We start from the raw sequence: 25,301 nt of genomic DNA on the forward strand, positions 1-25,301 counted from the left end.
TTCAAACAGCCAGCGCCAGCTAAGGGCGCTGACCAGAACAAGCCAGGTGAAAACAAATGACCATTACAACCAACGTGACATGTGACGGTTTCAAATGCCACGCAGAAACCGAGATTGAAGACGCCTACGACTCAAGCGTAACCGCTGCGGGTTGGCATTGTGACCCTAATAACGGCGGGTATCACTACTGCTCGCGCTGCTGGCCAGCGGTGAAAAAAGAACTCGAAGAAGAGGACGCCTAGCATGTGGTTCAAAAACCTACACCTCTACCGCCTGCACGGCGTGCTGCCTCACAACCTTGGCGAACTGGACGCGCTGCTTGTACAGCATTCGGCTAAGCCGCTTGGCAATGCCGACGCTCGCCGCCTTGGCTGGACGCCACCAGCAGGGCGCTTGGGTGGTGGCCAGATGCTCCACCAGATACAAGGCCACCGTTTGATAAGCGCCCTACGCCAAGAGCGCCTACTCCCCGCCTCCGTAGTGAAAGAGGAAGTCGACGAGCAGGTAGCAGAGATCGAGGCCACAGAAGGCCGCAAGGTCACACGCAAAGAGAAAGCGGCACTCAAAGAACAGGTCACAGAGGCGCTACTCCCCCGCGCTTTCGTGCGCAGCCAGAAGATAGACTTGTGGTGGGACACCGAGCGTCAGCTGATCGGCGTCAACACCAGCAGCCGCGCACGCGCTGAAGACGTGCTCGACCTACTACGCGAAACGCTGGGCAGCCTCAAGGTCACGCCGCTATCCACGCAAACGCTACCCATCCGCGCTATGACAACGTGGCTAGGTGACATGGCCAGCCGCCCTGCTGACCTGCAGCTAGGCGATAACGTAGAGCTGAAAGCCAAAGGCGATGATGACGTAGTGTGTGGGCGCCAGGTGGATCTCGACAGCGACGAAATGCAGCAGCTGCTCGAAAGCGGACTCCAAGCCAGCAAACTTGCACTGAGTATCGAGGGCCAGCTTTCGTTCATCCTGCACGACGATCTAGCGCTTAAGTCCATTCGCTTTGATGACTCAGTGATAGAAGTCGCCGACTTTGCCGAAGATGACGACGACGCTCTAGCTCGCATGGAAAGCGATTTCGTCATCATGTCGGGCTGCCTGCGCGCCAGCGTCGAACGGCTAGTGGAATGGCTGGGCGGTGAAACGCAACGGGTAGAGGCGCCAGCGAACAGTGAGGGCCAGTCATGACTGCCATCTACGTCAACGACCCTGCCAACGGCGAAAGCGTCACGCTCAGCGAGTTGAGCCGCCGCTATGGCATCTCCACTGGTGCTCTGTCACGCCGGTACCGTCGCGGCTATCGCGGTACCGAGCTGGTCGCGCTGGCCAGCAAAGAAGATCGCGCCAAAGCCAAGCACGCCGAATGGCGGGCCAAGGCCGAGCGCCAGCAGGTCATCATCGAGGCTAACAGCGCCGCCCTATTGCGCCCGATAAAGCATATTGCCAGCGCCAGCAAAATGGTTGGGGGAAAACATCATGTCTAAAGCCATTATCAAAGCGATGGAAGAGCGCCTTCGTCAGATTGACGAAGAAGGCTTCACCGCTAAACACGACGATAATAATACCGATGGGAAGATGGCAATCGCTGCGGCCGCTTACGCTAACCATTCAGTATTTCAGCAGAATCACCCTGAGCTAGTTGGTCATTCGCAGCCTGCTAACTGGCCTTGGCATATAGCATGGTGGAAACCCAGCCCCGACCCCAAGCGAAACATCATCAAAGCCATGGCGCTGTTGGCTGCTGAATATGACCGCATCGAACGGGCAGATGCGGCTGCTACTGAATCGCCAACAGCGCCCGAGCTTTTCTCTACAGACGATGAATGGCAAAGCGACATCTATGGCGACCTGCAGGAGTTAATCGAAGACCGAGAACGCGAAGCGGGCGACGTTATATACACAGGAACCAAGCGCCCCGCACAGGCGACCGACCACACCATCAATCTGGCTGAATCGGTAATTGAAAATATGCAGGTGCAGGCCGAAGACGACGCAGGCGAAGTGGGGGAAGGTTATCCGGAAGTAGGCAAGGATGAAGAGCAAGTGCTGCAAGCGTTGATCGACGCATGGGCAACGACTTACTGCACTCCGGACTTTTACACCATCGGCAACGTGACGGAGTACATCATCACCGCCGAAGACGTGGAGGCCCGCCAATGACCGACTACCTCGCACACAATGGCAAGCCCTGGTCTCCGGAAGACCTGGAAGCGCTGGCGAAGGTGTACCCAGACACCGACAACGCCACCCTGGGGCGCATCTTCCGGCGCAGTGAATCCAGCATCCAGAATCAGGCGACCAACCACGGCTGGCGTAAATCTGCCGCCCACATGGCCAAAAATCCCGGCTGCTTCAAGCCTGGCCTAACGCCCTGGAACAAGGGCACCCATTACGTCGCGCCGGGCAGCGAACATACACGCTTCCGCAAAGGGCAAAAGCCACATACCTGGCAGCCAATCGGCAGCGAGCGGGTCACCAAGGACGGCTACCTGCAGCGCAAGATGACCGATACCGGCTACCCGCCGCGCGACTGGGTGCCAGTCAGCCACATCGAGTGGGAAAAGCACCACGGCAAACCAGTGCCCGAGGGCCACGCCATAGTGTTCCGCGACGGCAACAGCCGCAACTTCGCCCCCAGCAACCTTGAGCTGATCAGCCGTGCCGACCTGATGCGCCGCAACAGCTACCTCAACCTTCCCGAGCCGCTGCCCCAGATCGTGCAGCTGCGCGGGGCCCTGAACCGCAAGATCAACCGCAGGAGCCAGCAGGCATGAAGAACAAGATCGACGACCTACGCAACCACCTGTTTGCCCAGCTCGAGCGCCTGGGGGATGAAGACCTCAAGGGCGACGCGCTGAAAGAAGAGATCCAGCGCGCCCGGGCCGTCAGCGACGTGTCCGCCCAGATCGTTGACAGCGCCCGCGCCGAAAACGAACGGCTCAAGCTTCTGCGCCGCGCACCTGGTAGCGATTTCATGCCCACCGGCGAACTGATCAATGGCGACGGCCTGCCCGCGCTGGGAGGCGGGAAGTGAACTACCAAAAGCCCAACGTAGAGCCCTTCATGCACTCGCCCAAGGCGTGCGTTAGCTGCCAGAGCTACGAACACCAGGGCTTCGATGAAGACAAGCACTGCCCTTTTCAGCAGCGCACCAGCCTGCTGGCCAAGCCCAGCCGCACCCCCTACGGCCAATGCAGCCGCCACGGGGTGCAGGTGTTCGCCACGCAGATCTGCAACGCCCACGCGCCTGACCCCCACATCAAATGCTTTGAGGTGGTCAATCGGCCTGAGCCACGCGAGGCCATCCAGGAGGCAATGACGGTATGAGCATGGATCAACAGTACACCGATGCTCTGAAAGAGCTGGAAGAAGTGAAAGCCGAGCGCGACGAATACCGAAACCACTTAGCCGTCATCGCTGAAATGACAGGCAACGCGGGCGACATTGGCGCCGCCCATGAAGGGGTGAATGCACTGATGGAAGAGCTGGCCAGGCATAAGCGCCTGTTTGCTGCGACATGCCAGCAGCTGGGCAGCATCCAGCAGGCGCTGGGCAGCATCCAGCAGGCGCTGGGCAGCACCGTAGTAGGCATAGAACCAGCGCTGGTGAGAGAGCTTGTCGAGGAGCGCGATGCCTTGGCGGCGCATGTAGAGCGGCAGTCCGAGCTGCTGCGCAGGCTGGTGTCAGCAATGCGCAACTACGAGATGGATGCCGACCCGGACTATCCACCGCCGCGCGACCACCGGGCGATGATGAGTGATGCCGAAGCGGCCCTTGGGGCGGCGCCAGAAACCAGCCTCGATCGCCGTGATTTTATGACAAAGGCCGACGCCTTCACTGAGGCGGCAGCCATCTGCCGCAAGGTGCAGAAAGGCCAGAATAGCCTCGCCTGGATGCACAAAGCGGTCTCCCCTGACGGGGAAGAATACGTTGACGAATACGGCATTCCGTACAGCAACAAGGCGATGGGCGCGGGGCATTGCGTTGATGATTTGCTACGGGAAGAGAAGAAGTTTCGTAAGCAAGCCGAGGGCCATCAATGACCCAGCCCACCCACACCCACCGCGAAAGCGGTGGGAAATACGCCGAGTTGCAGCAGTACCAAGGAACCGGCCCATTAGAGGGGCAGTGGCTAGTTGCCTACGAAGACTTGATCCTGAGCATACAAAGCGTGACCACGCAGGAGGATTGGTTAGAAAACTGGCGAGAAATCGCCCCAGACGATTGCACGGTATGCATGGGTACCGGCACCGATCACATCAAAGGCAACGCAAAGATGCCCTGCGGCCACTGCTACGGACTGGGAAAAGTGATGGATAACGGCGCGCGGCCTACTGAAATGTGGGACGTGGCAGGCATTGCCGCACTAATCATCGAGCGCCAGCAGGCTGAGTTATACCAACTGCGCAAGCTCGCCGACAACGACACCGTACAAGCGATCATCGAACAGCAGCGCCAGCAGGTGGTTAACGACAGCACGGCGCGCAATGAACAAGCATGGCGAGACGGTCAGGGGCACGGCCCCGGTGGCCAGCGGTATACAGGAGATTGATATGTCGGTGCTTACCTACACCCCAAAAGAGGCATCCAAAGCGCTGAGCGTGTCGGTGGCCACCGTGTACCGCTGGATGGATGACGGCACCCTTCCCGTTGTGCGGATGGGTAAGCGCCGGATGATTCACGCTGAGCGATTGCGGCAAAAACTGGACGCCGACTGCGCTGGGCAGCAAACTAATTACGCGCCCGGCGTGGTGAAAGGAGAAACACCATGCCCCACAAACGTAAGGGTTCACCGTACTGGTGGACCAAAATCACCCCGCCGGGAGGCGGTGCGCCGGTTAGACGCTCTACTGGGACGGTAGACTACCGGGAAGCGAAAGCATTGGAAGCAAAGTGGCGGTCAGAACTCTACCAACAGAATGCCTGGGGTAAATCGCCCCAGCACAGCTTTGCCGAGGTTGCTACCGAGTTTTTAGTGGTCAGCAAGGAAAAGCGCACCTTTAAGGATATACAGCGTCGCGTCGGACGCTTGTATGACCACTTTGGGCCAGACGTAATCATGGAAGAGATGGCAGGAAAGGACGTGCGGGAGTTTATCTCTGCTCGGCAAGCCGATGGCGTTAAGCCTGCGACTATTAACCGGGAGCTATCGATTCTCAGCGCGATGATCAATCACGCGATTGAGCAATTAGAGTGGCCCATGAGCAATCCTGTTCGCGGCAGGAAGCTCAAGGAGCCAGAGGGACTCGTGAGATGGATCACTCATGCAGAAGCGGATCGGCTAGTAGCAAAAGCCAAAATGCAGAGAAACGGAGAGCGACTTGCAGATTTCATTCTTTTGGGCCTGAACACCGGCGCTCGAATGAACGAGCTGTTAAAGATGAATTGGTCACGGGTCGACTTCGATAATGCCCTACTTCACCTGGAAGGTGAAGACACCAAGAGCGCTAAGCGCCGCTCGATACCGCTGAACGATGCGGCATTAGCAGCATTAAAGCGGCGCTGGACATGGGTAGCTAATGTCTGCCCGCACAGCGAATGGGTATTTGCAAAATCGAACGGCGAGCGGCTTGGGTGTCTACGTGAAGGGTTTAAGAGTGCGTGCAAAAAAGCGCTGATTAAGAACTTCCGCATTCATGACCTAAGACATACTTGCGCCAGCTGGATGGTCAGCGAAGGCGTCCCTCTGCTGGATGTAAAAGAAGTGCTGGGGCATTCGACCATCAAGATGACAGAGAAGTATGCACACTTAGCACCCCACCGCGCCCGCGATGCAGTTAATCAGTTGGGTAAACGCACAACAGGCAGCACACCGGCAGAGGTGGTCGAGCATTCCCAGACACAATCTGGACACACTGAAAAACCGGTACATTTAATCGAAGGGCTATTGAACAGGAAGCGTAGAGCCTAGAAATGAAAAAAGCCCCGTAAAAACGAGGCTTTAGTATCAATATGGCGGAGGGACAGGGATTCGAACCCTGGATAGGCTATTCACCTATGCCGGTTTTCAAGACCGGTGCATTCAACCGCTCTGCCATCCCTCCGGCTTATGGGTGCGTATACTAACAGCTTTCCCTTGGAAGTCAACGCCTTTTGCGCACATCAGTACAGCCTGAGACCTACGCGAGTGATACTTCCGCCCTCCATTTCACTAACTACCCAGTGTATGCCATGCCAGTCAACGTCATCACCCACTACAGGGTGTCCACCTACGCGAAGAGAGACGAATTCCGCCAGTGTCATATTCTGCTCGCCAGGACTGAGCGTTAAACCATACGCCTGAGCAACATCCTGCATTTGGGCGGTACCTTCGAGGGTAAAGGTGCCGAAGAACGCGCGTTCTTGCTTTAGCTTGGCATCGCCATTGAAAAGTCGGTTTAGCGCTATCAAGTCTTCCGAACGCCCGATCACACAAAGGACATCACCTAACTTAAGGCGTGTGCTGCCCTTGGGATGAAGCATGACATGATTACGAAACAGTGCAGAGATCAGCGCGCCTGATGGAAAACGCAGCAGCCTGATGGGTACATCTTCCAGATCCTGGTTTTCCACCACGTAAACAAACATTTCAAAGTCGTTTTCAGGCAGGACCCCTAACGGCCCCCTGCGGTCAGGCGTGGTGCCTACCGGCACCTCAACCTTCAGCCAGCGCGCCATCACCGTTAGCGAGCCGCCCTGTATCAGCAGCGACATCAACACTACTGCGAAGGCAACATTAAAGTAGAGCGAAGCATTTTCCACCCCGCCAATCACAGGGAAAATAGCCAGGACAATAGGTACTGCGCCACGTAACCCTACCCAGGCAATGAATAGCGTTTCGCGCCAACGAAACTTGAAAAAAGGCTTAATGGTGATCAGCACCGCCAATGGCCGGGCAATAAAAATAAGGGCCAGGGCTACCAAACTGGCGGGTAACGCGACATCCCACAACTGACTGGGGGTTACCAGCAACCCCAGCACCAGGAATAGGCCAATCTGGCTTAGCCATGCCAGGCCATCGTGCACCGGCAGAATAAAGTTGAGATGGCGACCAGGCTGGTTACCAATCATCAGACCTGCAAGATAAATGGCCAGGAAGCCACTGCCTCCCAGCACGCTGGTAAGGCCGAACACACTGAACCCAAACGCCAGTGCGAGCATGGAGTAAAGGCCCGGTGCGAGGTCAAGCCAGCGCAGAATTTTCGCGCTTACCCATCCCCCCCCCAGACCAACAAGCAGGCCAATACCAAATTGAGCAATAAAGAATAACGTCGTCTCGGTGACACCACCGATATCCCCCACCAGCAGCTCAACAAACATCAAGGTCAGGAAGATGGCCATCGGGTCGTTGGTACCCGATTCAATTTCCAGCGTCGCACCCACCCGCTCGTTAAGGTTAACACCGCGGCCGCTAAGCATGGAGAAAACGGCGGCCGCATCAGTTGAGCCTACAATGGCCCCGACCAACAGGCCTTGAACCAGGGTCAGGTCAAACACCCACATCGCAATAATGCCAACGATGGCGCTGGTAATAAAAACCCCGAAAGTAGCTAAAGAAAGTGCAGGCCGGAAACCAACACGGAACGTTTTTAAGCGGGTACGCAAGCCACCATCTAACAAGATCATGGCCAGCGCCAGGTGGCCGATCGTAAAGGCCATTGAGTAATCATCGAACACAACGCCCAGCACGCCCTCTTCGCCGGCCAGCATGCCAAGCCCGAGGAAAATCAACAACAGTGGCACGCCCACCATTGATGAAAGGCGGCTCGCTAAAATACTGAGCGCCATGAGGGAACCGCCAACTAAAAAGAACGTATAAATTGCGTCCATGTCTCTCCATCTCTACATCAATACTGCCCTATTATTACATGTCACCCGTTAATTTACTGTGTCATCTAGAATCGTTTGCGTATCAAAGGGCTGGTCAGACACTTAATCACCCGGCTACACTCCGCCGTCACGACGTTTGGAGTTACTGTTTATGTTGCACTCTATTTCCCGCTCCTGGCCACTGGTGCTTCTAGCACTATGCTTATTATTTTCAAATTCAATTGTTTACGCAAATGAAGAGAACAATGAAGAAGCTCTCACCACTGAGATACTCAGCCTCGAAAGTGAGGTAGTGGTTCCAGAAACGTTCTGGCAGCCGCCAGAGGACTCTATTGATGAAGCAGCACCAACCATGGCGTTAATACCACCACCGCCTTTAGAGCCTCCGCCGCTCAAGCAACTTACGTTGATGCTGGACTGGTACCTGAGCCCCCAGCATGCGGCATTAATAGTTGCGCAGGAACGCGGACTGTTTGCAGCTCAAGGGCTGGAGGTGGAACTGCAAACCCCTGCTGACCCTTCCATTGCTATCAAATTACTGGCAGCGGGTGAAGTGGATCTTGCGTTATCACGCCAGCCATTACTTCATCTCAATGCCCACGATGGCGTGCCGGTCAGCCGCATCGGCACCTTGTTTGAAACCCCGCTAAATGCGGTTATCGTGGCAGGCTCAGAGCAAATAGAGGATACCCCGACTCTTCTAGCGGGCCTGCATTATGGGTTTGCTACCAGGGAGGGTAGAGATGTGGTGATAGAGCGACTATTGCCCCGCTCAATAAGGCAAACAGATGGTTTTCTTCCACCCGAAAGCGTTCACTTTGATGCGGCCAGCCCACTACGGGAAGGCAGGATTGATGCCATTGCCGATGGCTACTTCCACTACTTACCCCCGCAGCTTGCCACCGAAGGCATCACTACCCATGTCATTCAATACCACGATGTAGAAATACCTCATCATGATGGGTTAATTGTGCTTGCCAATAGTGACTCAGTGATTCGCAGGGCGCCTACATGGGCACGCTTTTTGATTGCGTTGGAAGAAGCAAGTTATTGGATTATTGACAATCCTGATGCAGCCTGGACTTTATTAGCCACCTCCCACCCCGTATTGGATAACACTATCAATGCTGCTGCCTGGGAAGATCTATTGAGACGGATGGCCCTAAGCCCCGCCGCGCTTGACGCCAGACGCTATAAGGCATTTGAAAGCTTTCTGCTGCAGAATGGTCTTATCGACGAGGTATTGCCCATTTCTCGGCTGGCTATCGATCCACATTCACTATAGCGTTTAACATCAAGCACCTGAACACCCACGTTGTCCCTCCTTCGAGGATGCGTATTTTGCATCGTTTTTTACACCCACTAGAGCGGCATAAACTTAACGCTTATGCCGCTTTAACCCTCTTACTGGGCGGTAATAAATGCCTCAACCGCCTGCTGGAATGCTTCAGGCTGGTCGGCATGGAGCCAATGGCCAGCCTGTTTAAGCGTAACGACTCTAGCCTTGGGCAACACCCCGCGCAACGCAGGCAACATGTCGTCGCTGACATAGCGAGAATCAGCTCCGCGCAGTACCAGCGCTGGCCCTTCGAAAGGGGGATCTCCATCGGGCTTGCCGATAATAGACTCATAACCGCGCTGGATTTCATCCAGCCCAACCCGTACGGTCATCTCCCCATCACTGTTACGCACCAGATTGGTGGCAAGAAACAACCGCGTCGGTCTCGACGCCACATGCTCTGCAAGCAATGCATCTGCATCACGGCGGTTGGTGGGCTTGCCCTTCCTTACCCGTTCAAGCGCGGCAAATACATCATCATGGCCATGTTGATACGCCACAGGAGCTATATCCGCAGCGATCAGTGATGCACAACGCTCCGGCACCATACAGGCAAGCGTCATCGCTACTTTTCCACCCATAGAGTGGCCCAGAATATGAGCACGCTCAATAGACAGGTTGTCCAGCGCTTTCAATACATCCTGGCTCATCACGGTATAACTCATGCCCTCGGCATGGGGTGAACGTCCATGATTACGCAAATCGACCGCAATGACCCGGCGGCGACGTTGCCACACTTTGAGATGCGACCGCCAGTTATCAGCGCTGCCCAACAGGCCATGAATTACCACTAATGGAAGCTGATCTTCGCTTGCTGTCTCGTTCATTTGATCGATCACATGGAGATCAACAGTGGCAAATTCAGTCATGCAGACTCCTTAACCGCTATGCGGTGCGAGGTGACACATCGTCTTGACTTGTCCATACCACCAGACGGCGGGTTAGCCAGGCGAGTAGCAGGCCATATAAAGGTAAAAAGAAGAGCAGGCTAATGCCGAGTTTGATCACATAATCAACAGCGGCAATTTCAACCCAATGCTTGGCCATAAAGGGGTCCGGGCTGTTGTAAAAGGCAGTCGAAAAAAAGGCAAAGGTATCCGCCAAATTGCCTAATACCGTTGAACATACAGGGGCTACCCACCATGACCACTGACGCAAGCGGTCAAAGACCTGGACATCCAGCAACTGACCTAACACATAGGCTAAAAAGCTGGCCAGAGCGATTCGGGCGACAAACATATTCCACTCGCCCAGTGCTTCAATGCCTGCAAAACTTCCCCGTGGGAAAACAACCGAAACCAGATAGGAAATCACCAATGCCGGAAACATCACACGTAGAATAATGGAGCGTGCAGGGCCTTTGCCAAATAACCGTACGGTTAAGTCGGTGGCAAGAAAAATAAAGGGGAAGCTGAACGCTCCCCAGGTGGTGTGAAAACCAAACAGCGTAAAAGGTAGCTGAACCAGATAGTTACTAGCAGCGATGATGCCAATATGAAAGGTGACCATCACCAGCAGGCAACGGTGGTATTGCGTATCGGTTAGTGCAAACATGCAGACGACCTTTTTATTAATGCCACGAGGGGTTAGGGAACCCTCACAAATGCGTCTTTAACGCCACTGGGGCGCGCATTATACGCCTTCCGACATGTAATAAAAGCCGCCCGATCAATTGGGCAGCTTTGTGATTGGCACAGTGACCACTTTAGGGGTCTATGGGCTTGGCCTGATCAGCAGCTCCAACGGAGCGCTCACACATAGCGACATATACATCTTCCAGGCTGGTGGGGTCATCAATGGTGGAGGGAATGCCATAGGTTTTGCCATCGGCAATATTTCGCAGCAGCTTGCGCAGAATTTTCCCAGAGCGGGTCTTGGGTAGGCGGCTCACCACCAGAACTTGCTTAAAGCAGGCTACCGGACCAATGCGATCACGGACGAGGGCAATCAACTCCGCCTCCAGCGTCACGTCATTTCCATCAAAGGTATCCTTAGGGATCACCAGGCCAATAGGTAATTGCCCTTTTAGCTCATCATGAATGCCAATAACCGCACACTCAGCAACTGCAGGATGCCCACCCACAACCTCCTCCATTTCACCTGTGGAGAGTCGATGGCCTGCCACATTAATGACATCATCGGTTCTACCCATAATGAATAGATAACCGTCTTCATCAAAATAACCACCATCACCAGTTAGGTAGTAACCAGGAAATGCAGCCATATACGCACTATGAAAGCGCTGAGGGTCACGCCATATACCGGCTAAACAACCGGGAGGCATCGGCTGTTTAATGACTACACTGCCCTGCTGCATCGGCCCAGCACGTTCTCCATCCCGGTCAAGTATTTGCACATTGAACCCCGGCACCGGGTAAGTTGCCGAACCCGCCTTAACGGGCACGGCTTCAATGCCTGGCAGATTGGCAGCGATCGGCCAGCCGGTTTCTGTTTGCCACCAGTGATCAATCACCGGTACATCCAGCAAACCCTCCAACCAGTGGAATGTCGGTGGGTCCAAACGCTCTCCAGCGACATAAAGGTGCTGCAGCGAGCTGATATTGTAACAATCCAGCAGGCGGGCATCAGGATCCTCTTTTTTAATCGCCCGAAAAGCCGTCGGCGCAGTGAAAAAGCTTTTTACTTTGTACTCATCAATGAGCCGCCAGAAACTCCCCGCATCCGGGGTTTTTACCGGCTTACCTTCGTATATGACCGTCGTGCATCCTCGTAACAGCGGTGCATAGACAATATAGGAGTGCCCCACTACCCAGCCCACATCCGAAGCAGTAAACATCACATCACCCGGATTCAAGGCATAAATGACTTCCATTGAGTACGCCAACGCTACCGCATAGCCCCCCGTATCCCGAATCACTCCTTTTGGTTTGCCGGTAGTCCCCGAGGTATAGAGGATATAGAGCGGATCGGTCGCCTTGACGGGCACACAGTCCACAAAAGGAGCATCGGTAATCAGTTGATCCCAATCATAATCATCCGGGCCTAAAACCGCCCGATGAAGATCTCGCTGGTAAACAACACACGCTTCAGGCTTGAAGCTGCTCTGCGCAATGGCCTGCTCAACTATCGGTTTATAAGGCAGCACCTTATCGACTTCGATACCACAGGATGCCATTACCACCACTTTGGGTTCAGCATCCTCAATGCGCACGGCCAACTCGTGAGATGCAAAACCACCAAAGACAACCGAATGCACAGCCCCAAGACGTGCGCAGGCATACATGGCAATCAAGGCTTCAGGCACCATCGGCATATAGATGATGACTCGATCACCTTTAGTAACACCCAAGCGTTCAAGGCCACCGGCAAAACAAGCAATGCGATCACGCAACTCCTGGTAAGTGATGGTCTGCTTGGACTGAGTAACAGGTGAGTCCCAGAAGATAGCCGGCTGCTCGCCTCGTCCCTGTGCGACATGGTGATCGATAGCGGCATAGCAGATATTCAGCTCGCCATCGCCATACCAACGCGCATGCTGCTGTTCATCGTAACTTAGGATGGTGGTGGGAGGTGTGTACCACGGAACCCGTTTGATTTGTTCTGACCAAAAGGCTTCGGGGTGCTTTACAGACGGCTGGTAGGTGCGCTGATAATGGCTCATGGTGACCTTGTCTTTATAGTGTCAACGAAGCGAAACTGATTGTTGACACTTTATAAAGTAAAAACTGATCATACCCTCATACTATGGGATGAAATGCGACCAAAGCCTTACAGGATAACAGGAATTGTCGACAAATATGGTAAGAACCCTACCATTGATAAATCGTTAAACTGGGGTTTGGACAAAACCCGCTAATTTACTGATCATTAAATAACATAGATATTCATGAACCATAGTCTTCAACATAGTCTTCGCGCTGAATATAGTCTTTACGGCGCAACAGCGTCTATAAAACAGTGACTAACTAAAAGTGCCTAAACAACCATAACAACGCTGTCACAACAGTGTAGGCAAGGAGATCTCCCATGTCAGCTTCTACAAGCGCCGCCTCACGCCTCCTTGAGCATAATTGCCATGCCATTGAAGCAGGCACTAATTTGCTTAAAGCCCTGGCCAATGAAAAACGCCTGCAAATTCTTTGCCTGCTCGCTGAAAAAGAGCTTTCGGTAACTCAAATCAATCAACAGCTGGAACTGAGTCAATCAGCGCTTTCACAGCACCTGGCAATTTTGCGTCGTGACCAGCTCGTGAATACCCGCAGGGAATCGCAAACTATTTACTACTCCCTCAGCAGCGAAAGCGCCAAGGCAATTATCAATACCTTGGCGCATCACTACGCCGCTTAACAGGCCAACCCTAAGCTCATCGACGTTGCCAGCCAGCTGCGTCAATCAGGCCCAGTCCTTTGATAACGGCCTGCTCAACACCCGCCGAAATCGCCAGGCCTACTTTACGGCTGATGGTTTTCGGCGGCTCCAGTTTAACGTGGTACACATCCGCTTCTGCCATTCGCTCTACTAAATACGCTTCACTGGTACCTACACTGTCAACGAGTTGCTGCTCAAGGGCTTCACTGCCATACCATATTTCTCCGGTGGCCAGCTTATCGATATCCATTTCCGGACGATGATCAGAAACATAGTCCTTGAACAACTGGTGTGTATTTTCCAGATTCTCAATAAATTTCTCGCGCCCCTCCTGGGTATTTTCTCCCAACACCGTCAGCGTACGTTTATATTTTCCAGCGGTGAGCAGCTCAACATCAATATCGTGGCGCTTTAACAGGCGATGTACATTGGGCACCTGAGCGACAACACCAATGGAACCGATCACCGCAAACGGAGCGGCTTTAATGTGATTGGCGGTGCATGCCATCATGTAACCGCCGCTAGCAGCAACCTTATCGATGCATACCGTGGTTATTAAACCTGCTGAACGAAGGCGGTCAAGCTGTGCAGACGCCAGACCATAGGCATGAACCAGCCCACCGGCGGACTCCAGGCGTACAATCACTTCATCGTCAGCTCCAGCAACATCAATAATGGCAGACACTTCCTGGGCAAACTGCTCCGTTTGCGACGCCTTTATATCCCCGTGGAAATCCAGCACCCACACTTTCGGAACATTCTGGCGCTCACTTTTACCTTGCTTGGCTGCCTTATGGCGCGCTTTTTCCTCCTGGCGAAACGTTTTAGCCAGTTTTTTTCGCGCGCCATGTTCAGTGGTGGTGATACGTAATCTGCGTCCCCGTGAGCGACGCTGGTGATTCAACGATTCAACATGCAGTTTAAGGCCACTATCCCCCGCCCCCTTATTACGCATTACCAGTAGCAACCCAATACCCAGCAGTGCCACAACAATTACTGTCTGGATCAGAAACGTTGCCATGTCAGCGACCCATTCGCTCATCTACTCTCTCCCACCACTGTGTTTAAACGATTAAATCAATCAGCTTTTCCACCTATCCAGTCACATACTTATATGCTTATGGGCAGCGGCGCTTGATTAAAACGGTTGTTTAAAATAATCTCATTGATAACGCATTGAAGCACTATCGAGCCCCTTAACAATGCCCCTTTTTAACTCACATACAAGCCATCAGGAAGCCTACTATGTCATCGAATACGCTTGAAAAGTTGCAGACCCGCTTTAACCCAGAGGCCGCGCAAGGAATGGATGAGGTGTTTCAGTTTCATTTTTCGGATGCAGGCAGTCACTATTTGAATATTCAGGACGGTACCCTGGATGTCCAGGAGGGTGAGCACGATGATCCTTCTGTCAGTTTGAGTATGAGTACCGACACGTTAAAAGGCATTATGAATGGCGATATCAATGGCATGACGGCGTTCATGACCGGTAAATTAAAAGCCACTGGCAACGTCATGCTGGCCACCAAACTCACGACACTGTTCCCTAATCAATAGTCACGGTGCCGCCCGCTCGCGCTTAGCGCCAGCGGGCCAGGTGCGTTTCAATTAACTCACGGGAAATAGAGTAAGGGGGCGGCAACGCCGGTAACTGGCGTGGCGAAAACCATGCCGCGTCCTGGATTTCGACACCATCGATCTTGATACGTCGGGTAGTTGCTTCTGCAAAAAAGCCAAACATCAGCGAGTGTGGAAATGGCCAAGCCTGACTTTGGTGGTAACGCAAATTATCGACATGTACACCCACCTCTTCAAATATTTCTCGATGCACCGCCTCTTCCGCAGACTCCCCAGGTTCGACAAAACCCGCCAGGGTCGAGTAACGTCCAGGCGGAAATCGCGGGCTTCGTGCCAACAACATGGCCTCACCACTGGTTACTAGCGTAATAATGCAGGGCGAAATCCTCGGGTAATTACGGTGCCCGCAAGCGTGGCAGTGCATCGCAAACTCGGCTTCCAGCTTGGTAGCCTCTGCGCCACACCGACCGCAAAAGCGATGGTTCTCCAACCAGGCCCCCACCTGCAGAGCTGTTGAAAGCAGGCCGAACCATGTGGCGGGCAACTCTCCCAACCACTGACGCCCCTCTATCCAATCCTCTCCGGGTTTACTTTCAACCAAAAGCGCGACGGGTTCATCGTGCCAATAGCAGAGGGGTTGCATCCGTTCAGTCCAGGGTTGTATCGGCTGCAAGGGGCTAAGCCCCTCTCCCTCGACCAGTGGTGCGGGAGCCAAATGGCTGCGCGATACACAAATGACGCGCCCCTCGCGGGCATGATGAGGGATTTCACGCCTGAGCATCGGTATTACTTCCCCCGAACCAGCGCAGTTGATGTGCCTGGCATTTAGCTTGATGCGCCGCTTGCTCTTCGGCGCTGGGCCGTATGACTCGCAATTGACCAGGGGTAATCGAGAGGCGCTGCACAGACAACCCCTCATCCATCTGAGTATTCTGCTGTTTGTTTGAGGAGGCTTCAGCATCCAGCGTTAGTGCTGTTTGGCCACCCGTCATGGCCAGATACACATCTGCCAGAATCTCGGAGTCCAATAAAGCACCATGTAAAACACGGTGACCATTATCTATGTCATAGCGTTTGCATAGTGCATCAAGGCTATTACGCTGGCCAGGGTGCATCGCCCGTGCCATCGCCAGGGTATCAAGGATACGGCAGTGTTCACGAACAGGACCTAGCGGCGGCGCATTACGCCGCTGGTTAAGCATTGAGAGTTCATGATCAATAAACCCCACATCAAAGGGGGCATTATGAATAACCAGCTCGGCACCTTTGATAAACTCCCAAAAATCATCAGCGATCTCAGCAAAGACAGGCTCGTTAGCCACCCTGGCATTGTCGATTCCGTGAACTGCCACCACTTCAGCGTCAATATGTCGTTCGGGATTAATATATTGATGATAAGTACGGCCCGTAAAACGCCGGTTGATGACTTCAACCGCACCGATCTCTACCAGACGGTGCCCCTCTTTCGGGTCGATACCGGTGGTTTCTGTATCCAAGATCACTTGGCGCATGATGCTCTCCTTTGATGCTCATCAATTGCTTCATTGGCCAGGGCGTCAGCACGCTCGTTGCCAGGGTGACCGCTATGCCCTTTCACCCAGTGCCACTCAACATTATGCCGCTGAGTCTCTTCGTGGAGTGTTTTCCAAAGCTCCGCGTTTTTTACCGGCTGCTTTGCTGCAGTCTTCCAACCACGCTTTATCCAGCTATGAATCCATTGGGTAATACCCTGCCGTACATATTGTGAATCTGTCCAGAGCGCCACATTACAAGGCTTATTAAGCGCTCGCAGCGCCATAATGGCCGCCATCAGCTCCATACGGTTATTGGTCGTTTCGGCTTCATAACCTTTTAACGCTTTCTCATGCTTGCCACTAGAGAGCACCACTCCCCAGCCACCTGGGCCTGGATTTCCTCGGCATGCCCCATCGGTGTATACCGTCACCTTGGGCCACTCCCCGGCTGCTTGATTACTCACTCTCTCTATCCTTTTTCAAACGACCTTGACGTGAAGACTCGCAGTGCACAGAAGCCCCCGTTCGTGTAGCGCCCAGAGAGGAGGAGGACACAGGAGTTCGCAGCCCGAATTTGAGGCGTTCTACCGGCGCATGTCGCTGGCGACGCTGAGCCTGGATCATGTAGCTTTCACCCAGCGGCAAATTATGCCTTCGCCCCCATGCTTCCCAACGTTCGCCACAGGTGGCACTCATCACGCCACGAAAACAGCAATAGTCTACGCGCTCCACCTCAAAATCGACAAATGCCAACCAATCGCGAAGCCGGTTTGCAGTACGCCACCGCCCGTTCCAGGGGAACTGTGGCTGCTTTTTACTCAAGCGCTGGGTTAAACCACTTAAGCCAACCGGATTAAACCCAAACAGTACCAACATGCCATTATCAGCGGTCACCCGAGCGGCTTCCTGAAGCGTGTAGTGAGCATCCTGAAGATGCTCTAACCAGTGGTGAATAACCACGGTATCCAGGCAACGATCAGGCAGAGCTAACTGATCAGGAGGACATACCAGCGTAGAGGGGGACTCTGCCAACTCACGTGTAGGAGCCCACCGAATCACATGGGGGATTTCAGACATTGTCATTAATGGCGACCCCATGCTCATCTCCAGGCTATGCCCCCCTTTCCGACCTTCTACCACAGGGCCCAGGCAAGCACGCTGCACGTCCCACAGCGAACGACCAGCCTCTGTTTGCCAGTAAGCCTGACTTAGCGCCATACGCTCGGCTAACATAGGTGCCATCGACGAATTTGACATGAACAGCGCTTCCCTCCACAGTAACGACTTTTTAACGTCTTTGTGCGCCAACTTCTGCGCACGCACCCGCGTTTATTTGAACTTTAAAGGATCTCGCCCATGATGAGCGTGACACCGATTCCAGCCCTTAGCGACAACTATATTTGGCTATTAAGACAAGATACCAGTCAAACAGTTTGCGTGGTGGACCCCGGTGAAGCCGCTCCAGTGATTGAGCTTCTTGAACGTGAGTCCCTACAACTTGATACCATTCTGATCACGCATCATCACCATGATCATACGGGTGGGCTCCAGGAGTTGATTCGTCGCTACTCTCCTCGCGTTATCGGCCCCGCCAACCCAGCTATCGAAGGGATAAATGAACAGGTCGGCGATGGCGATGAAGTGCGAATCATGGGCCGCCTGTTTGAAGTGATGGCAACACCCGGCCACACCCTGGACCACATCAGCTACTTCACCCCCGGGATTCCTGCACTGCTGTTTTGCGGTGACACACTCTTTTGCGCTGGCTGTGGTCGGCTTTTTGAAGGCACGCCAGCACAAATGTTGGCATCATTAAAAACATTTGCGGAACTCCCTGATGATACGCTGGTCTTTGCAGCCCATGAATATACGCAAGCGAATCTGATATTTGCGCGTGCTGCGGACCCTGACAATCAAGATGTCAAATATGCGTTGCAGGAGTGTGAGAAGGCCCGTGCATTGGAGCGGCCTACCTTACCCAGCACGATAGGACGCGAGCTGAAGATCAATCCCTATCTCCGTGTGGGCACAGATAGCGTGCGCCAGGCGGCAGGCACTCAGGGAGCTAATGATGATGAACTCGCCACGTTCACCACTCTACGTGAGTGGAAGAACCGTTTTTAAGAACGCTATCGAAACCAAACGAACCGACTATGACCTATCGAACGATTCGCCAGCGCTTGTTACTGAGCACTGGTAGTAGCGTAATTATGGGCCTGTTGTTGGCAGCGGCCGCAAGCTCACAAGCCTCTGCTCCCAACTATACAAGCAGTTACTCCTCCTCCGCGGCTGGTAAGACCTCATCCACGTCGCCTCGCCCGACCTCTTTCCAAACTCACTTTTGGGAAGCGCTTGTGTTAGAGCCCCAGGATGCCTGGAGCTCACTACGTTCAAGCTTTCAATGGCAGGATAAACTGCTCTCTCCAAAGGCCCAGTCCAGAGTGGATGAGTGGATTGAGCATTATCGGGCAAGCCCACAAAATATTGTCGCTATCACTGAGCGCGCCACACCCTGGCTTGCCTGGATCACTCAACAGGTAAGCGAACGCGGCCTGCCCGGAGAGATAGCACTGATTCCGTTTGTGGAAAGCTCCTTCGACCCCAGCGCTCGCAGCCACTTGGGGGCGGCAGGATTATGGCAATTTATGCCCAGGACCGGTGATGCCTTGGGCCTTGTGCGTAATGGCAACTACGATGGTCGTCTGGATGTTGTGACCTCTACCGAAGCTGCATTGAATTACCTGGAAATGCAGGCGGACGAATGGTACGAAGGCGACCTGATGCTGTCATTGGCAGCCTATAACGCTGGAGCCGGTACGGTTAACCGAGCCAGACAGCAGGCGCATAATCAAGGCTTGGCAGGAGAGTACTGGGATTTGTCGCTACCCCATGAAACGATGCAGTACATTCCCAAGCTAAAAGCGATTGCAACCATTATCAACGATCCAGAGCAGTACGGAGTCAGCCTTCCCGACATCCATCCTGACCCGGCTTTCGCCAAAGTACAGCTTGCGCAACCGGTCAGTCTGGCACAAGCGTCGCAGCTTTTAAATATCAACCAATCCGCGCTGGCCGAGCTAAACCCTGGCCTGCTTAACGGCAGCATCGACCCTAACAGTGTACAAACCCTATTAGTGCCGGACGAAGTAGATACCCAGGTATTAGCTCAGCTTTCGCAACCTGGCAGCAGCACCCTGGCTTCCGCGAACGCCGCGGATATCCACCGCGTTGAAAATGGCGACAGCCTGTCAGCCATTGCTGCGCGTTATAATCTGGATCAGCAAGATTTGATCAGGTGGAATGCCCTGGAGCGACCAGAGATGCTTCAGCCAGGTCAACTAATTAGCCTCTCAGGGCGTTAAGACGGGGATTTAAAACAGGCTTTGTTTACACAGGAAGTTACCAATGCCACGCGGTGTGTTGTTTGCCAAAACACTTTTGTTAACCTGCAGCTTGCTGCTAAGCATCCCACTTCCGGCCTCGGATGGGGTCGGGAACAGCGCGCCATCTTCCGGCCCAGTGGAGACGGTACACGGGCTATCCCTTTACGATAGCCCTGAACTGCCAGCAGATTTTGCCTACTTCCCTCACGTCAATCCGCTGGCTCCGAAAGGCGGCACCATCACTCACACAGCGGTAGGCAGCAGCTTTGACTCCACAAACCCGTTTATCATTCGTGGTACGCCGGTTACCGGTATTTCACAAATTTACGACACCCTGATGGCCAGCAACCCAAACGAACCGTTTAGCTTGTACGGTTTGCTGGCGGAAGGTGTGCGTCTTGATCCCCATCGGGAATGGATAGAGTTTGACCTGAGACCAGAAGCGCGTTTTCAGGATGGCGAACCGGTAACCGCTTATGACGTGGTGTTCTCACTCAACCTGCTGCGCGAAGAGGGCAACCCTTTTTCAGGACCCCTATGGCGCGCTCTCACCACGCATGCCCGTCTTCGATATTGTCAGCGAAGGATTACGCTTTCACTATCCCAAGCTAACGGCGGGCGAAGTGACCCAGCGCGTACATCAAACCTTGAGAGAAGTGGGGCTCCCGGAAAGTTGCGCCGCCCGTTACCCCCATGAATTTTCAGGCGGCCAACGCCAGCGTATAGCGGTAGCACGGGCTATTATTCTGGAGCCGGAGCTGTTGGTACTGGATGAACCTACCTCGGCACTGGATCGTAGCGTGCAAAAACAGCTGGTAACGTTACTGCGCGAGTTACAGGCCCGCCGCCAGTTAAGCTATCTGTTTATCAGCCATGACCTTGCGGTAGTGCGGGCAATGGCGCATCGGGTAATGGTGTTAAAAGATGGCGAAGTCGTCGAGCAAGGGCCTTGTCTTGAGGTACTGGCAGCCCCTCAGCACTCTTATACCAAAGCGCTGATCAAGGCCGCTCATTTGCAGGATCTTCCTGCCTGAAGATAGTTTTAGTAAGTAGGTGATGGATGTTATGAGAAACAAGATAACGGTATAAATACAATTTGTTTATTAAAAACGGGCAACCTCTTCTGCCGTCAGCTCCCGCCACTCACCAGGGGCCAGGTCATCTGGCAACACCAGCTTACCTATCGACCGCCGATGTAACGCATTGACGTGATTACCCAGGGCAGCAAACATTCGCTTTACCTGATGATAACGCCCTTCCGTTATGGTCAACTCCGCCTGCCGGGGGGCTAAAAAGCGTAGTACTGCTGGCTGAGTTGGCGTCTCCTCACCGTCCAGGAGGATTCCTTCCGCGACGTGATTGATTGCCGCTTGGGCGGCCTCGCCTTCCATAGGCTCGCCAAGATCGGCTATATAGACTTTGGCGCAGCGATGCCGCGGGGAGGTGACGCGATGGGACCACTGTCCATCGTCGGTTAACAGTAACAGCCCCGTGGTATCAACATCCAGCCGCCCCACTGGCTGCAAGCGCTCTACTTTCGGCAGGTCAATCATATCAATCACCCGCGGATACAGTCCTCTCCGTGCGGTACACTCAACATCGACAGGTTTATGCATCATAAGATAACGCAGCCCGACTAATGTCAGCGTTTCTCCATTGAATTTTACAACATCGCGCTCGATATCCACCCGAGTGGCAGACTGCTTGACCGGTTCCCCGTTCAGTGTCACCTCTCCATTCTTTAACGCGCGTTTGGCGAGACTGCGGGTTAACGGCGTCGTTTCACTTAGAAAGCGATCAAGGCGCATGATTAGCCAACTCCTGGCAGTAATAAAAAGCGGTCGGCATCTTGCCAGGCTGGGAATTTTTCACGAAAGGCATCCAGGTCCGTTTTGTTCAGTGTCCCCGTTTCTATAAACGGAGTATTTGCGGGGTAGTCGATCAGTGGCTCACCCTTAAAATCGACCAGCATGGAGTCGCCGCTGTACGCAAGCCCTTTGGCATCCTCTCCAACACGGTTGACTCCCACCACATAGGCAAGATTTTCCACCGCTCGGGCCTGAAGCAGTGTCCGCCAGGGGTGCCTGCGGGGGGCGGGCCAATTGGCGACGCACAGCAGCGCATCATACTCGAAATGTTCATCTTCCGCTGGCTGTTGGCGCATCCACACGGGAAACCGCAGGTCATAGCACACACTTAGCAGCAGTTTAAATCCCTTTAACTCAACAAGTTGGCGGTGTTTCCCCATGCCGTAACGTTCATGCTCCCCTGCCATACGAAACAGGTGCTGTTTATCGTAATAGCTTACACTGCCGTCCGGCGTCGCCCATACCATACGGTTGAAGTATTGCCCTCCATCCACAATAGCGACACTGCCTGTTACTACACAGCCCCGTGCCTTCGCTTGCTGTTTAAGCCAGGCAACGCTTTGGCTTTCTGCCATAGGCTGGGCCATTTCCCGCGAATTCATGGTAAAGCCGGTGGCAAACATCTCGGGCAGGACAATCAGGTCGGTATCGCGGCTATCCAGCTCGCCCAGTAGTTGTTCAAGATGAGCGTGATTTGCCTGGGGGTCTTCCCAACGTAAATCGCATTGTACCAAGCTCGTTTTCAGTTGACTCATGCCAGCCTCCTTTGTGCCAGTGTATTCGCCAAATGTGTGATAGATTAGCATTTTTAATTAATGAGGCTGCTATGTTTCCACCTGGGCCACGGAATCCTGACGCGGTGAAAGGCGTCATGTTTGGTTTAACTGCCTATACCATGTGGGGGTGCTTCCCGCTATTTTTTGCCCTTTTTGATGGCATTCCCGCTTTTGAAATTTTGATTCATCGGATTTTGTGGTCGTGCCTCTTCCTGGTAGGGCTCATTAGTGTGTTAAGGCGCTGGCCGCCTGTGGTTGCTGCACTGGTTCATCCTAAACGTCTGGGACGTGTATTGGCCTGTGCGCTACTGATTGCCTTCAATTGGGGAATCTATATCTATGCGGTGGAAAGCAAGCAGGTATTACAGGCCAGTTTAGGCTACTTCCTGACCCCATTGGTCAATGTGGCGCTGGGGATGCTGGTTTTGCGTGAAATCATGGCACGCCTGCAATTGGTCGCACTAGGGCTGGCAAGCCTCGCCATTGCCATCCAATTTGTCATGCTTGGAGAGCTGCCCTGGATCAGCCTGCTGCTGGGACTTAGCTTCGGCAGCTATGGATTGTTTCGTAAACAGATACCCCTTGATGGGCTATCAGGTCTGTTTGTGGAGACACTACTGTTATTCCCCTTGGCATTAATGGCACTCACCTGGCTTAGCTGGCAGGGTGAGTCCCACTTTTCACATGACACGTTCACGTCGATACTGCTCATGGTCAGTGGTGTATTAACTGCCCTGCCCCTGATGGCGTTCGCTGGTGCCGCCCGACGTCTACGCCTATCCACACTGGGGTTTCTCATGTATATCAATCCCAGTATCCAGTTCTTGATTGCACTCCTCATTTTCGGTGAGCCATTAGGTATGGTTCAACTGGCTACCTTTATGATGATTTGGGCAGGGCTGGCCCTCTATTCCTGGTCCTCCTGGCAATCACGCACGCGCCAGGCTGTGAGCTGATACGTTCGGTTTCGCAACCGTTAACACTATTGCGTTACTGTCATGGGTACGCTCAGGCTGATACCCCACCCGGAAGCCACCCCAGTGTTTGCCGTTGACATAAATCGGTACCGAAAGGTCATGCATAATCTCACCGGTATCGCGCTTATAGGTTTGCAGCAGCAGTGGCTTTTCATGGGCACCACAGCGACTACCGGTGGGGTCGTTAAAGATCCGCTTGCTACGACAGTAGGCCAGGTCATGTTCATAGTCACCTGTGGGCGCTCGGCTAACCGCCTCATTATGAGTCGGAACATAGCCGTTACGGTCGCAGGCAATCGCGTAGCTTAAACGGTATTGAGACAGTAATGGTTCTTGCAGGCTAGGTAGATGCTGGTCTGTAAACTCATCAAATCCCGTGTGATACAAGGGAGGCTGTGTACCGGGGATATCACGGTAGTTCGGTTGAAACAGGGCCGCCTGGGTTATCTGCCCACTGCCAAGTGCCTTTTCAAATAACTTTCCAATCCTGTCTGCTACCTGTCGCGCCGCGATAAATACCTGCTGATGCCGTCCTTCAAGACGTTGCTGCGCCAGCTCACCATCGACACCTTCCGCTGCGTCCATTAGCGCACGGGCCTGGGCCGCCAAGTCATGCATGTTGCGGTTTCCTTCGTCCACATCCGCTTCCAGTTGGCGCAGGCTATCGGCAACCGTTTGGCTATGCTCTTTTGTGTTTGCCATTGCTTTGGCAACACTGGTAATTTCCTGCTGCACCTGATCAAAATCCTGGGTGATCGTCGCCAGGCTTCCCCCCACGTTCGTCATACTCTGGGACCGCTCACGAATACGGGTCATTAACGCTCCCATGGTTGACACCACGCTATGACCGCTCTGATGCATGTCCTTCACCAGTTCATCAACACTCTGAGTGGCAGTTGAGGTTTTATGCGCCAGGTTGCGTACCTCTCCGGCAACAACCGCAAACCCTTTGCCATGCTCCCCAGCCCGCGCTGCCTCAATGGAGGCATTCAATGAAAGCAGGTGGGTCTGCTCGGCAATGCCCTCGATCATAGAGGTCACACTGCGTACCCGCTCAATTTTATCATTCAGCGCCGTCAGCATCGCCAACGCCTGATCGGACTGCTCAGCCACCTCGGTCAGATCATTAATGATATCTGCCAGCTCGCTATGGTTATGGTGGCTGGCCTCGCGGGCACTTTCAGCCAGTGCTGCCACCTGAGTGGCACTGCTGCTTACCTGCATAATGGCAGCATTGATGGCATTCATGCTGGAAGATGCATCTCTGGCCATGATTTCCTGTTTGGCCAGACGTTGATCCATAAGATCAGCGTAGTGAGAAACCTCTGCTGAGGCTATTGCGGTACTACTGGCACGCGCCATCAACCGATAAGCCATTGCGCGTAGCAGGCCGTAATCACGTAGTGGGCCGATCCAACGTATTGAGGTATCCAGACGATGTGGGTTTGCATGGTAAATCCCCATCAGCGCATTAAATACCAGGCCAGCTCCAGCGAGCAGAGCGCCCAGTAAAGCAACATAGGACAACAAGTTACTTTGTGACACCAGCCAGGTGGAACCACCCAGCAGTACCAGAGGCAGCAGAAAACGAAACAGTCGCATATGAAGTACTCTTTTTTAATTGACGTTATTGAGCAGCGCTGGCGATATGAAAGGATTAGCGTACCTTTCTCAGTCAGCTTAACGGGTTGTGCTGATGAATGAAGTAGCACTTTGGGGGCAGAG

General features: G+C 53.7%; 29 protein-coding genes, 1 tRNA gene and 2 pseudogenes. 19 read left to right on the plus strand and 13 right to left on the minus strand.

The genetic code is table 11. The features are described from left to right. Positions 1 to 56 precede the first annotated feature (56 nt). The 11 genes from HP566_RS04720 to HP566_RS04770 are packed head-to-tail and all read left to right on the plus strand — an operon-like array spanning position 57 to position 5,914. Positions 57 to 242, plus strand: coding sequence for a hypothetical protein (locus HP566_RS04720; protein ID WP_249976109.1), 186 nt, complete (start codon positions 57 to 59; stop codon positions 240 to 242). Between the two features lies 1 nt (position 243). Then, on the plus strand, positions 244 to 1,191 hold the full coding sequence (locus HP566_RS04725) for a recombination-associated protein RdgC (protein WP_249976110.1): 948 nt from the start codon (positions 244 to 246) through the stop codon (positions 1,189 to 1,191). Continuing rightward, positions 1,188 to 1,487 carry a helix-turn-helix domain-containing protein gene (locus tag HP566_RS04730; RefSeq protein ID WP_249976111.1) on the plus strand — a complete coding sequence of 100 codons (300 nt, stop codon included), beginning with the start codon at positions 1,188 to 1,190 and terminating at the stop codon, positions 1,485 to 1,487. The genes HP566_RS04725 and HP566_RS04730 overlap by 4 nt, the downstream gene beginning before the upstream one ends. Continuing rightward, complete coding sequence (locus HP566_RS04735; RefSeq protein ID WP_249976112.1) at positions 1,480 to 2,163, plus strand: hypothetical protein; 684 nt, start codon at positions 1,480 to 1,482, stop codon at positions 2,161 to 2,163. Before HP566_RS04730 ends, HP566_RS04735 begins: the two co-directional genes overlap by 8 nt. Then, positions 2,160 to 2,777: an HNH endonuclease signature motif containing protein gene (locus HP566_RS04740; RefSeq protein ID WP_249976113.1), complete on the plus strand. Its 618-nt coding sequence runs from the start codon at positions 2,160 to 2,162 to the stop codon at positions 2,775 to 2,777. Before HP566_RS04735 ends, HP566_RS04740 begins: the two co-directional genes overlap by 4 nt. Continuing rightward, the gene (locus HP566_RS04745; RefSeq protein WP_249976114.1) at positions 2,774 to 3,037 is read left to right on the plus strand and encodes a hypothetical protein; all 264 of its coding nucleotides are present in this window, start codon (positions 2,774 to 2,776) and stop codon (positions 3,035 to 3,037) included. Before HP566_RS04740 ends, HP566_RS04745 begins: the two co-directional genes overlap by 4 nt. Then, positions 3,034 to 3,330, plus strand: coding sequence for a hypothetical protein (locus HP566_RS04750; protein ID WP_249976115.1), 297 nt, complete (start codon positions 3,034 to 3,036; stop codon positions 3,328 to 3,330). Before HP566_RS04745 ends, HP566_RS04750 begins: the two co-directional genes overlap by 4 nt. Then, a complete protein-coding gene (locus tag HP566_RS04755) occupies positions 3,327 to 4,046 on the plus strand; it encodes a hypothetical protein (RefSeq protein ID WP_249976116.1) in 720 nt (239 codons plus the stop codon). Before HP566_RS04750 ends, HP566_RS04755 begins: the two co-directional genes overlap by 4 nt. Beyond that, entirely contained in the window at positions 4,043 to 4,555 is a 513-nt protein-coding gene (locus HP566_RS04760) for a hypothetical protein (RefSeq protein ID WP_249976117.1), read from the plus strand. Before HP566_RS04755 ends, HP566_RS04760 begins: the two co-directional genes overlap by 4 nt. 1 nt (position 4,556) lies before the next feature. Continuing rightward, positions 4,557 to 4,865, plus strand: a complete 309-nt coding sequence (locus HP566_RS04765) for a helix-turn-helix domain-containing protein (protein ID WP_249976118.1) — start codon at positions 4,557 to 4,559, stop codon at positions 4,863 to 4,865. Further along, entirely contained in the window at positions 4,772 to 5,914 is a 1,143-nt protein-coding gene (locus tag HP566_RS04770) for a tyrosine-type recombinase/integrase (RefSeq protein ID WP_249976119.1), read from the plus strand. The genes HP566_RS04765 and HP566_RS04770 overlap by 94 nt, the downstream gene beginning before the upstream one ends. 42 nt (positions 5,915 to 5,956) lie before the next feature. On the opposite strand, the gene HP566_RS04775 is transcribed toward HP566_RS04770, so the two are convergent. Together HP566_RS04775 and HP566_RS04780 are read right to left on the minus strand one after the other, a co-directional pair. Beyond that, positions 5,957 to 6,047 (minus strand) — tRNA-Ser (locus HP566_RS04775). Positions 6,048 to 6,105: 58 nt separating this feature from the next. Then, positions 6,106 to 7,812 carry a potassium/proton antiporter gene (locus HP566_RS04780; protein ID WP_249976120.1) on the minus strand — a complete coding sequence of 569 codons (1,707 nt, stop codon included), beginning with the start codon at positions 7,810 to 7,812 and terminating at the stop codon, positions 6,106 to 6,108. Positions 7,813 to 7,963: 151 nt separating this feature from the next. Between HP566_RS04780 and HP566_RS04785 the strand changes: the two genes are divergently transcribed. Next, positions 7,964 to 9,097 carry an ABC transporter substrate-binding protein gene (locus HP566_RS04785; RefSeq protein WP_249976121.1) on the plus strand — a complete coding sequence of 378 codons (1,134 nt, stop codon included), beginning with the start codon at positions 7,964 to 7,966 and terminating at the stop codon, positions 9,095 to 9,097. A gap of 119 nt (positions 9,098 to 9,216) precedes the next feature. Here the strand turns inward: HP566_RS04785 and HP566_RS04790 are convergent, their stop codons facing one another. From HP566_RS04790 to HP566_RS04800, 3 genes are all read right to left on the minus strand, one after another. Continuing rightward, on the minus strand, positions 9,217 to 10,020 hold the full coding sequence (locus HP566_RS04790) for an alpha/beta fold hydrolase (RefSeq protein ID WP_249976122.1): 804 nt from the start codon (positions 10,018 to 10,020) through the stop codon (positions 9,217 to 9,219). A 16-nt stretch (positions 10,021 to 10,036) separates the two neighbouring features. Continuing rightward, positions 10,037 to 10,705 carry a 7-cyano-7-deazaguanine/7-aminomethyl-7-deazaguanine transporter gene (locus HP566_RS04795; protein ID WP_249976123.1) on the minus strand — a complete coding sequence of 223 codons (669 nt, stop codon included), beginning with the start codon at positions 10,703 to 10,705 and terminating at the stop codon, positions 10,037 to 10,039. 151 nt (positions 10,706 to 10,856) lie between these two features. Beyond that, positions 10,857 to 12,773 carry a propionyl-CoA synthetase gene (locus tag HP566_RS04800; RefSeq protein ID WP_249976124.1) on the minus strand — a complete coding sequence of 639 codons (1,917 nt, stop codon included), beginning with the start codon at positions 12,771 to 12,773 and terminating at the stop codon, positions 10,857 to 10,859. Positions 12,774 to 13,138: 365 nt separating this feature from the next. On the opposite strand from HP566_RS04800, the gene HP566_RS04805 reads away from it, so the two are divergent. Further along, positions 13,139 to 13,459 carry an ArsR/SmtB family transcription factor gene (locus tag HP566_RS04805; protein WP_249976125.1) on the plus strand — a complete coding sequence of 107 codons (321 nt, stop codon included), beginning with the start codon at positions 13,139 to 13,141 and terminating at the stop codon, positions 13,457 to 13,459. A 16-nt stretch (positions 13,460 to 13,475) separates the two neighbouring features. Here the strand turns inward: HP566_RS04805 and sohB are convergent, their stop codons facing one another. Continuing rightward, positions 13,476 to 14,522, minus strand: a complete 1,047-nt coding sequence (gene sohB / locus HP566_RS04810) for a protease SohB (protein WP_249976126.1) — start codon at positions 14,520 to 14,522, stop codon at positions 13,476 to 13,478. 203 nt (positions 14,523 to 14,725) lie between these two features. Here sohB and HP566_RS04815 point away from each other — a divergent pair, with 203 nt between their 5' ends. After that, the gene (locus tag HP566_RS04815; protein ID WP_249976127.1) at positions 14,726 to 15,037 is read left to right on the plus strand and encodes an SCP2 sterol-binding domain-containing protein; all 312 of its coding nucleotides are present in this window, start codon (positions 14,726 to 14,728) and stop codon (positions 15,035 to 15,037) included. Positions 15,038 to 15,059: 22 nt separating this feature from the next. Here HP566_RS04815 and nudC read toward each other — a convergent pair whose 3' ends face one another. From nudC to HP566_RS04835, 4 genes are read right to left on the minus strand one after another with little or no spacing between them, the layout of a single operon-like run. After that, positions 15,060 to 15,839, minus strand: a complete 780-nt coding sequence (gene nudC, locus HP566_RS04820; protein WP_249976128.1) for an NAD(+) diphosphatase — start codon at positions 15,837 to 15,839, stop codon at positions 15,060 to 15,062. After that, positions 15,826 to 16,569, minus strand: coding sequence for a DNA polymerase III subunit epsilon (gene dnaQ, locus HP566_RS04825; protein ID WP_249976129.1), 744 nt, complete (start codon positions 16,567 to 16,569; stop codon positions 15,826 to 15,828). The genes nudC and dnaQ overlap by 14 nt, the downstream gene beginning before the upstream one ends. Continuing rightward, a complete protein-coding gene (rnhA, locus tag HP566_RS04830) occupies positions 16,557 to 17,036 on the minus strand; it encodes a ribonuclease HI (RefSeq protein ID WP_249976130.1) in 480 nt (159 codons plus the stop codon). The genes dnaQ and rnhA overlap by 13 nt, the downstream gene beginning before the upstream one ends. Beyond that, positions 17,029 to 17,829, minus strand: a complete 801-nt coding sequence (locus tag HP566_RS04835; protein ID WP_249976131.1) for a class I SAM-dependent methyltransferase — start codon at positions 17,827 to 17,829, stop codon at positions 17,029 to 17,031. The genes rnhA and HP566_RS04835 overlap by 8 nt, the downstream gene beginning before the upstream one ends. Before the next feature lie 99 nt (positions 17,830 to 17,928). Here HP566_RS04835 and gloB point away from each other — a divergent pair, with 99 nt between their 5' ends. The 4 genes and pseudogenes from gloB to HP566_RS04855 form a co-directional block, all read left to right on the plus strand. Next, entirely contained in the window at positions 17,929 to 18,696 is a 768-nt protein-coding gene (gene gloB / locus HP566_RS04840; protein WP_249976132.1) for a hydroxyacylglutathione hydrolase, read from the plus strand. 29 nt (positions 18,697 to 18,725) lie between these two features. Next, positions 18,726 to 19,934, plus strand: coding sequence for a transglycosylase SLT domain-containing protein (locus HP566_RS04845; protein WP_249976133.1), 1,209 nt, complete (start codon positions 18,726 to 18,728; stop codon positions 19,932 to 19,934). 43 nt (positions 19,935 to 19,977) lie between these two features. After that, a pseudogene (locus HP566_RS04850) lies at positions 19,978 to 20,481 on the plus strand (ABC transporter substrate-binding protein); the annotation flags it as partial. After that, a pseudogene (locus tag HP566_RS04855) lies at positions 20,477 to 20,989 on the plus strand (ATP-binding cassette domain-containing protein); the annotation flags it as partial. The pseudogenes HP566_RS04850 and HP566_RS04855, both read left to right, overlap by 5 nt. A 69-nt stretch (positions 20,990 to 21,058) precedes the next feature. Here the strand turns inward: HP566_RS04855 and HP566_RS04860 are convergent. Beyond that, positions 21,059 to 21,763, minus strand: a complete 705-nt coding sequence (locus HP566_RS04860; RefSeq protein WP_249976134.1) for a pseudouridine synthase — start codon at positions 21,761 to 21,763, stop codon at positions 21,059 to 21,061. Between the two features lie 2 nt (positions 21,764 to 21,765). Then, the gene (locus tag HP566_RS04865; RefSeq protein WP_249976135.1) at positions 21,766 to 22,578 is read right to left on the minus strand and encodes an amidohydrolase; all 813 of its coding nucleotides are present in this window, start codon (positions 22,576 to 22,578) and stop codon (positions 21,766 to 21,768) included. Positions 22,579 to 22,649: 71 nt separating this feature from the next. On the opposite strand from HP566_RS04865, the gene rarD reads away from it, so the two are divergent. Beyond that, the gene (rarD, locus tag HP566_RS04870) at positions 22,650 to 23,555 is read left to right on the plus strand and encodes an EamA family transporter RarD (protein WP_249976136.1); all 906 of its coding nucleotides are present in this window, start codon (positions 22,650 to 22,652) and stop codon (positions 23,553 to 23,555) included. Here rarD and HP566_RS04875 read toward each other — a convergent pair. Continuing rightward, complete coding sequence (locus HP566_RS04875; protein ID WP_249976137.1) at positions 23,529 to 25,178, minus strand: methyl-accepting chemotaxis protein; 1,650 nt, start codon at positions 25,176 to 25,178, stop codon at positions 23,529 to 23,531. The two genes, rarD and HP566_RS04875, sit on opposite strands and share 27 nt — an antisense overlap. Positions 25,179 to 25,301 lie beyond the last annotated feature (123 nt).

The organism is Vreelandella olivaria, from assembly GCF_023507745.1.
Classification (GTDB): Bacteria; Pseudomonadota; Gammaproteobacteria; order Pseudomonadales; family Halomonadaceae; genus Vreelandella; species Vreelandella olivaria_A.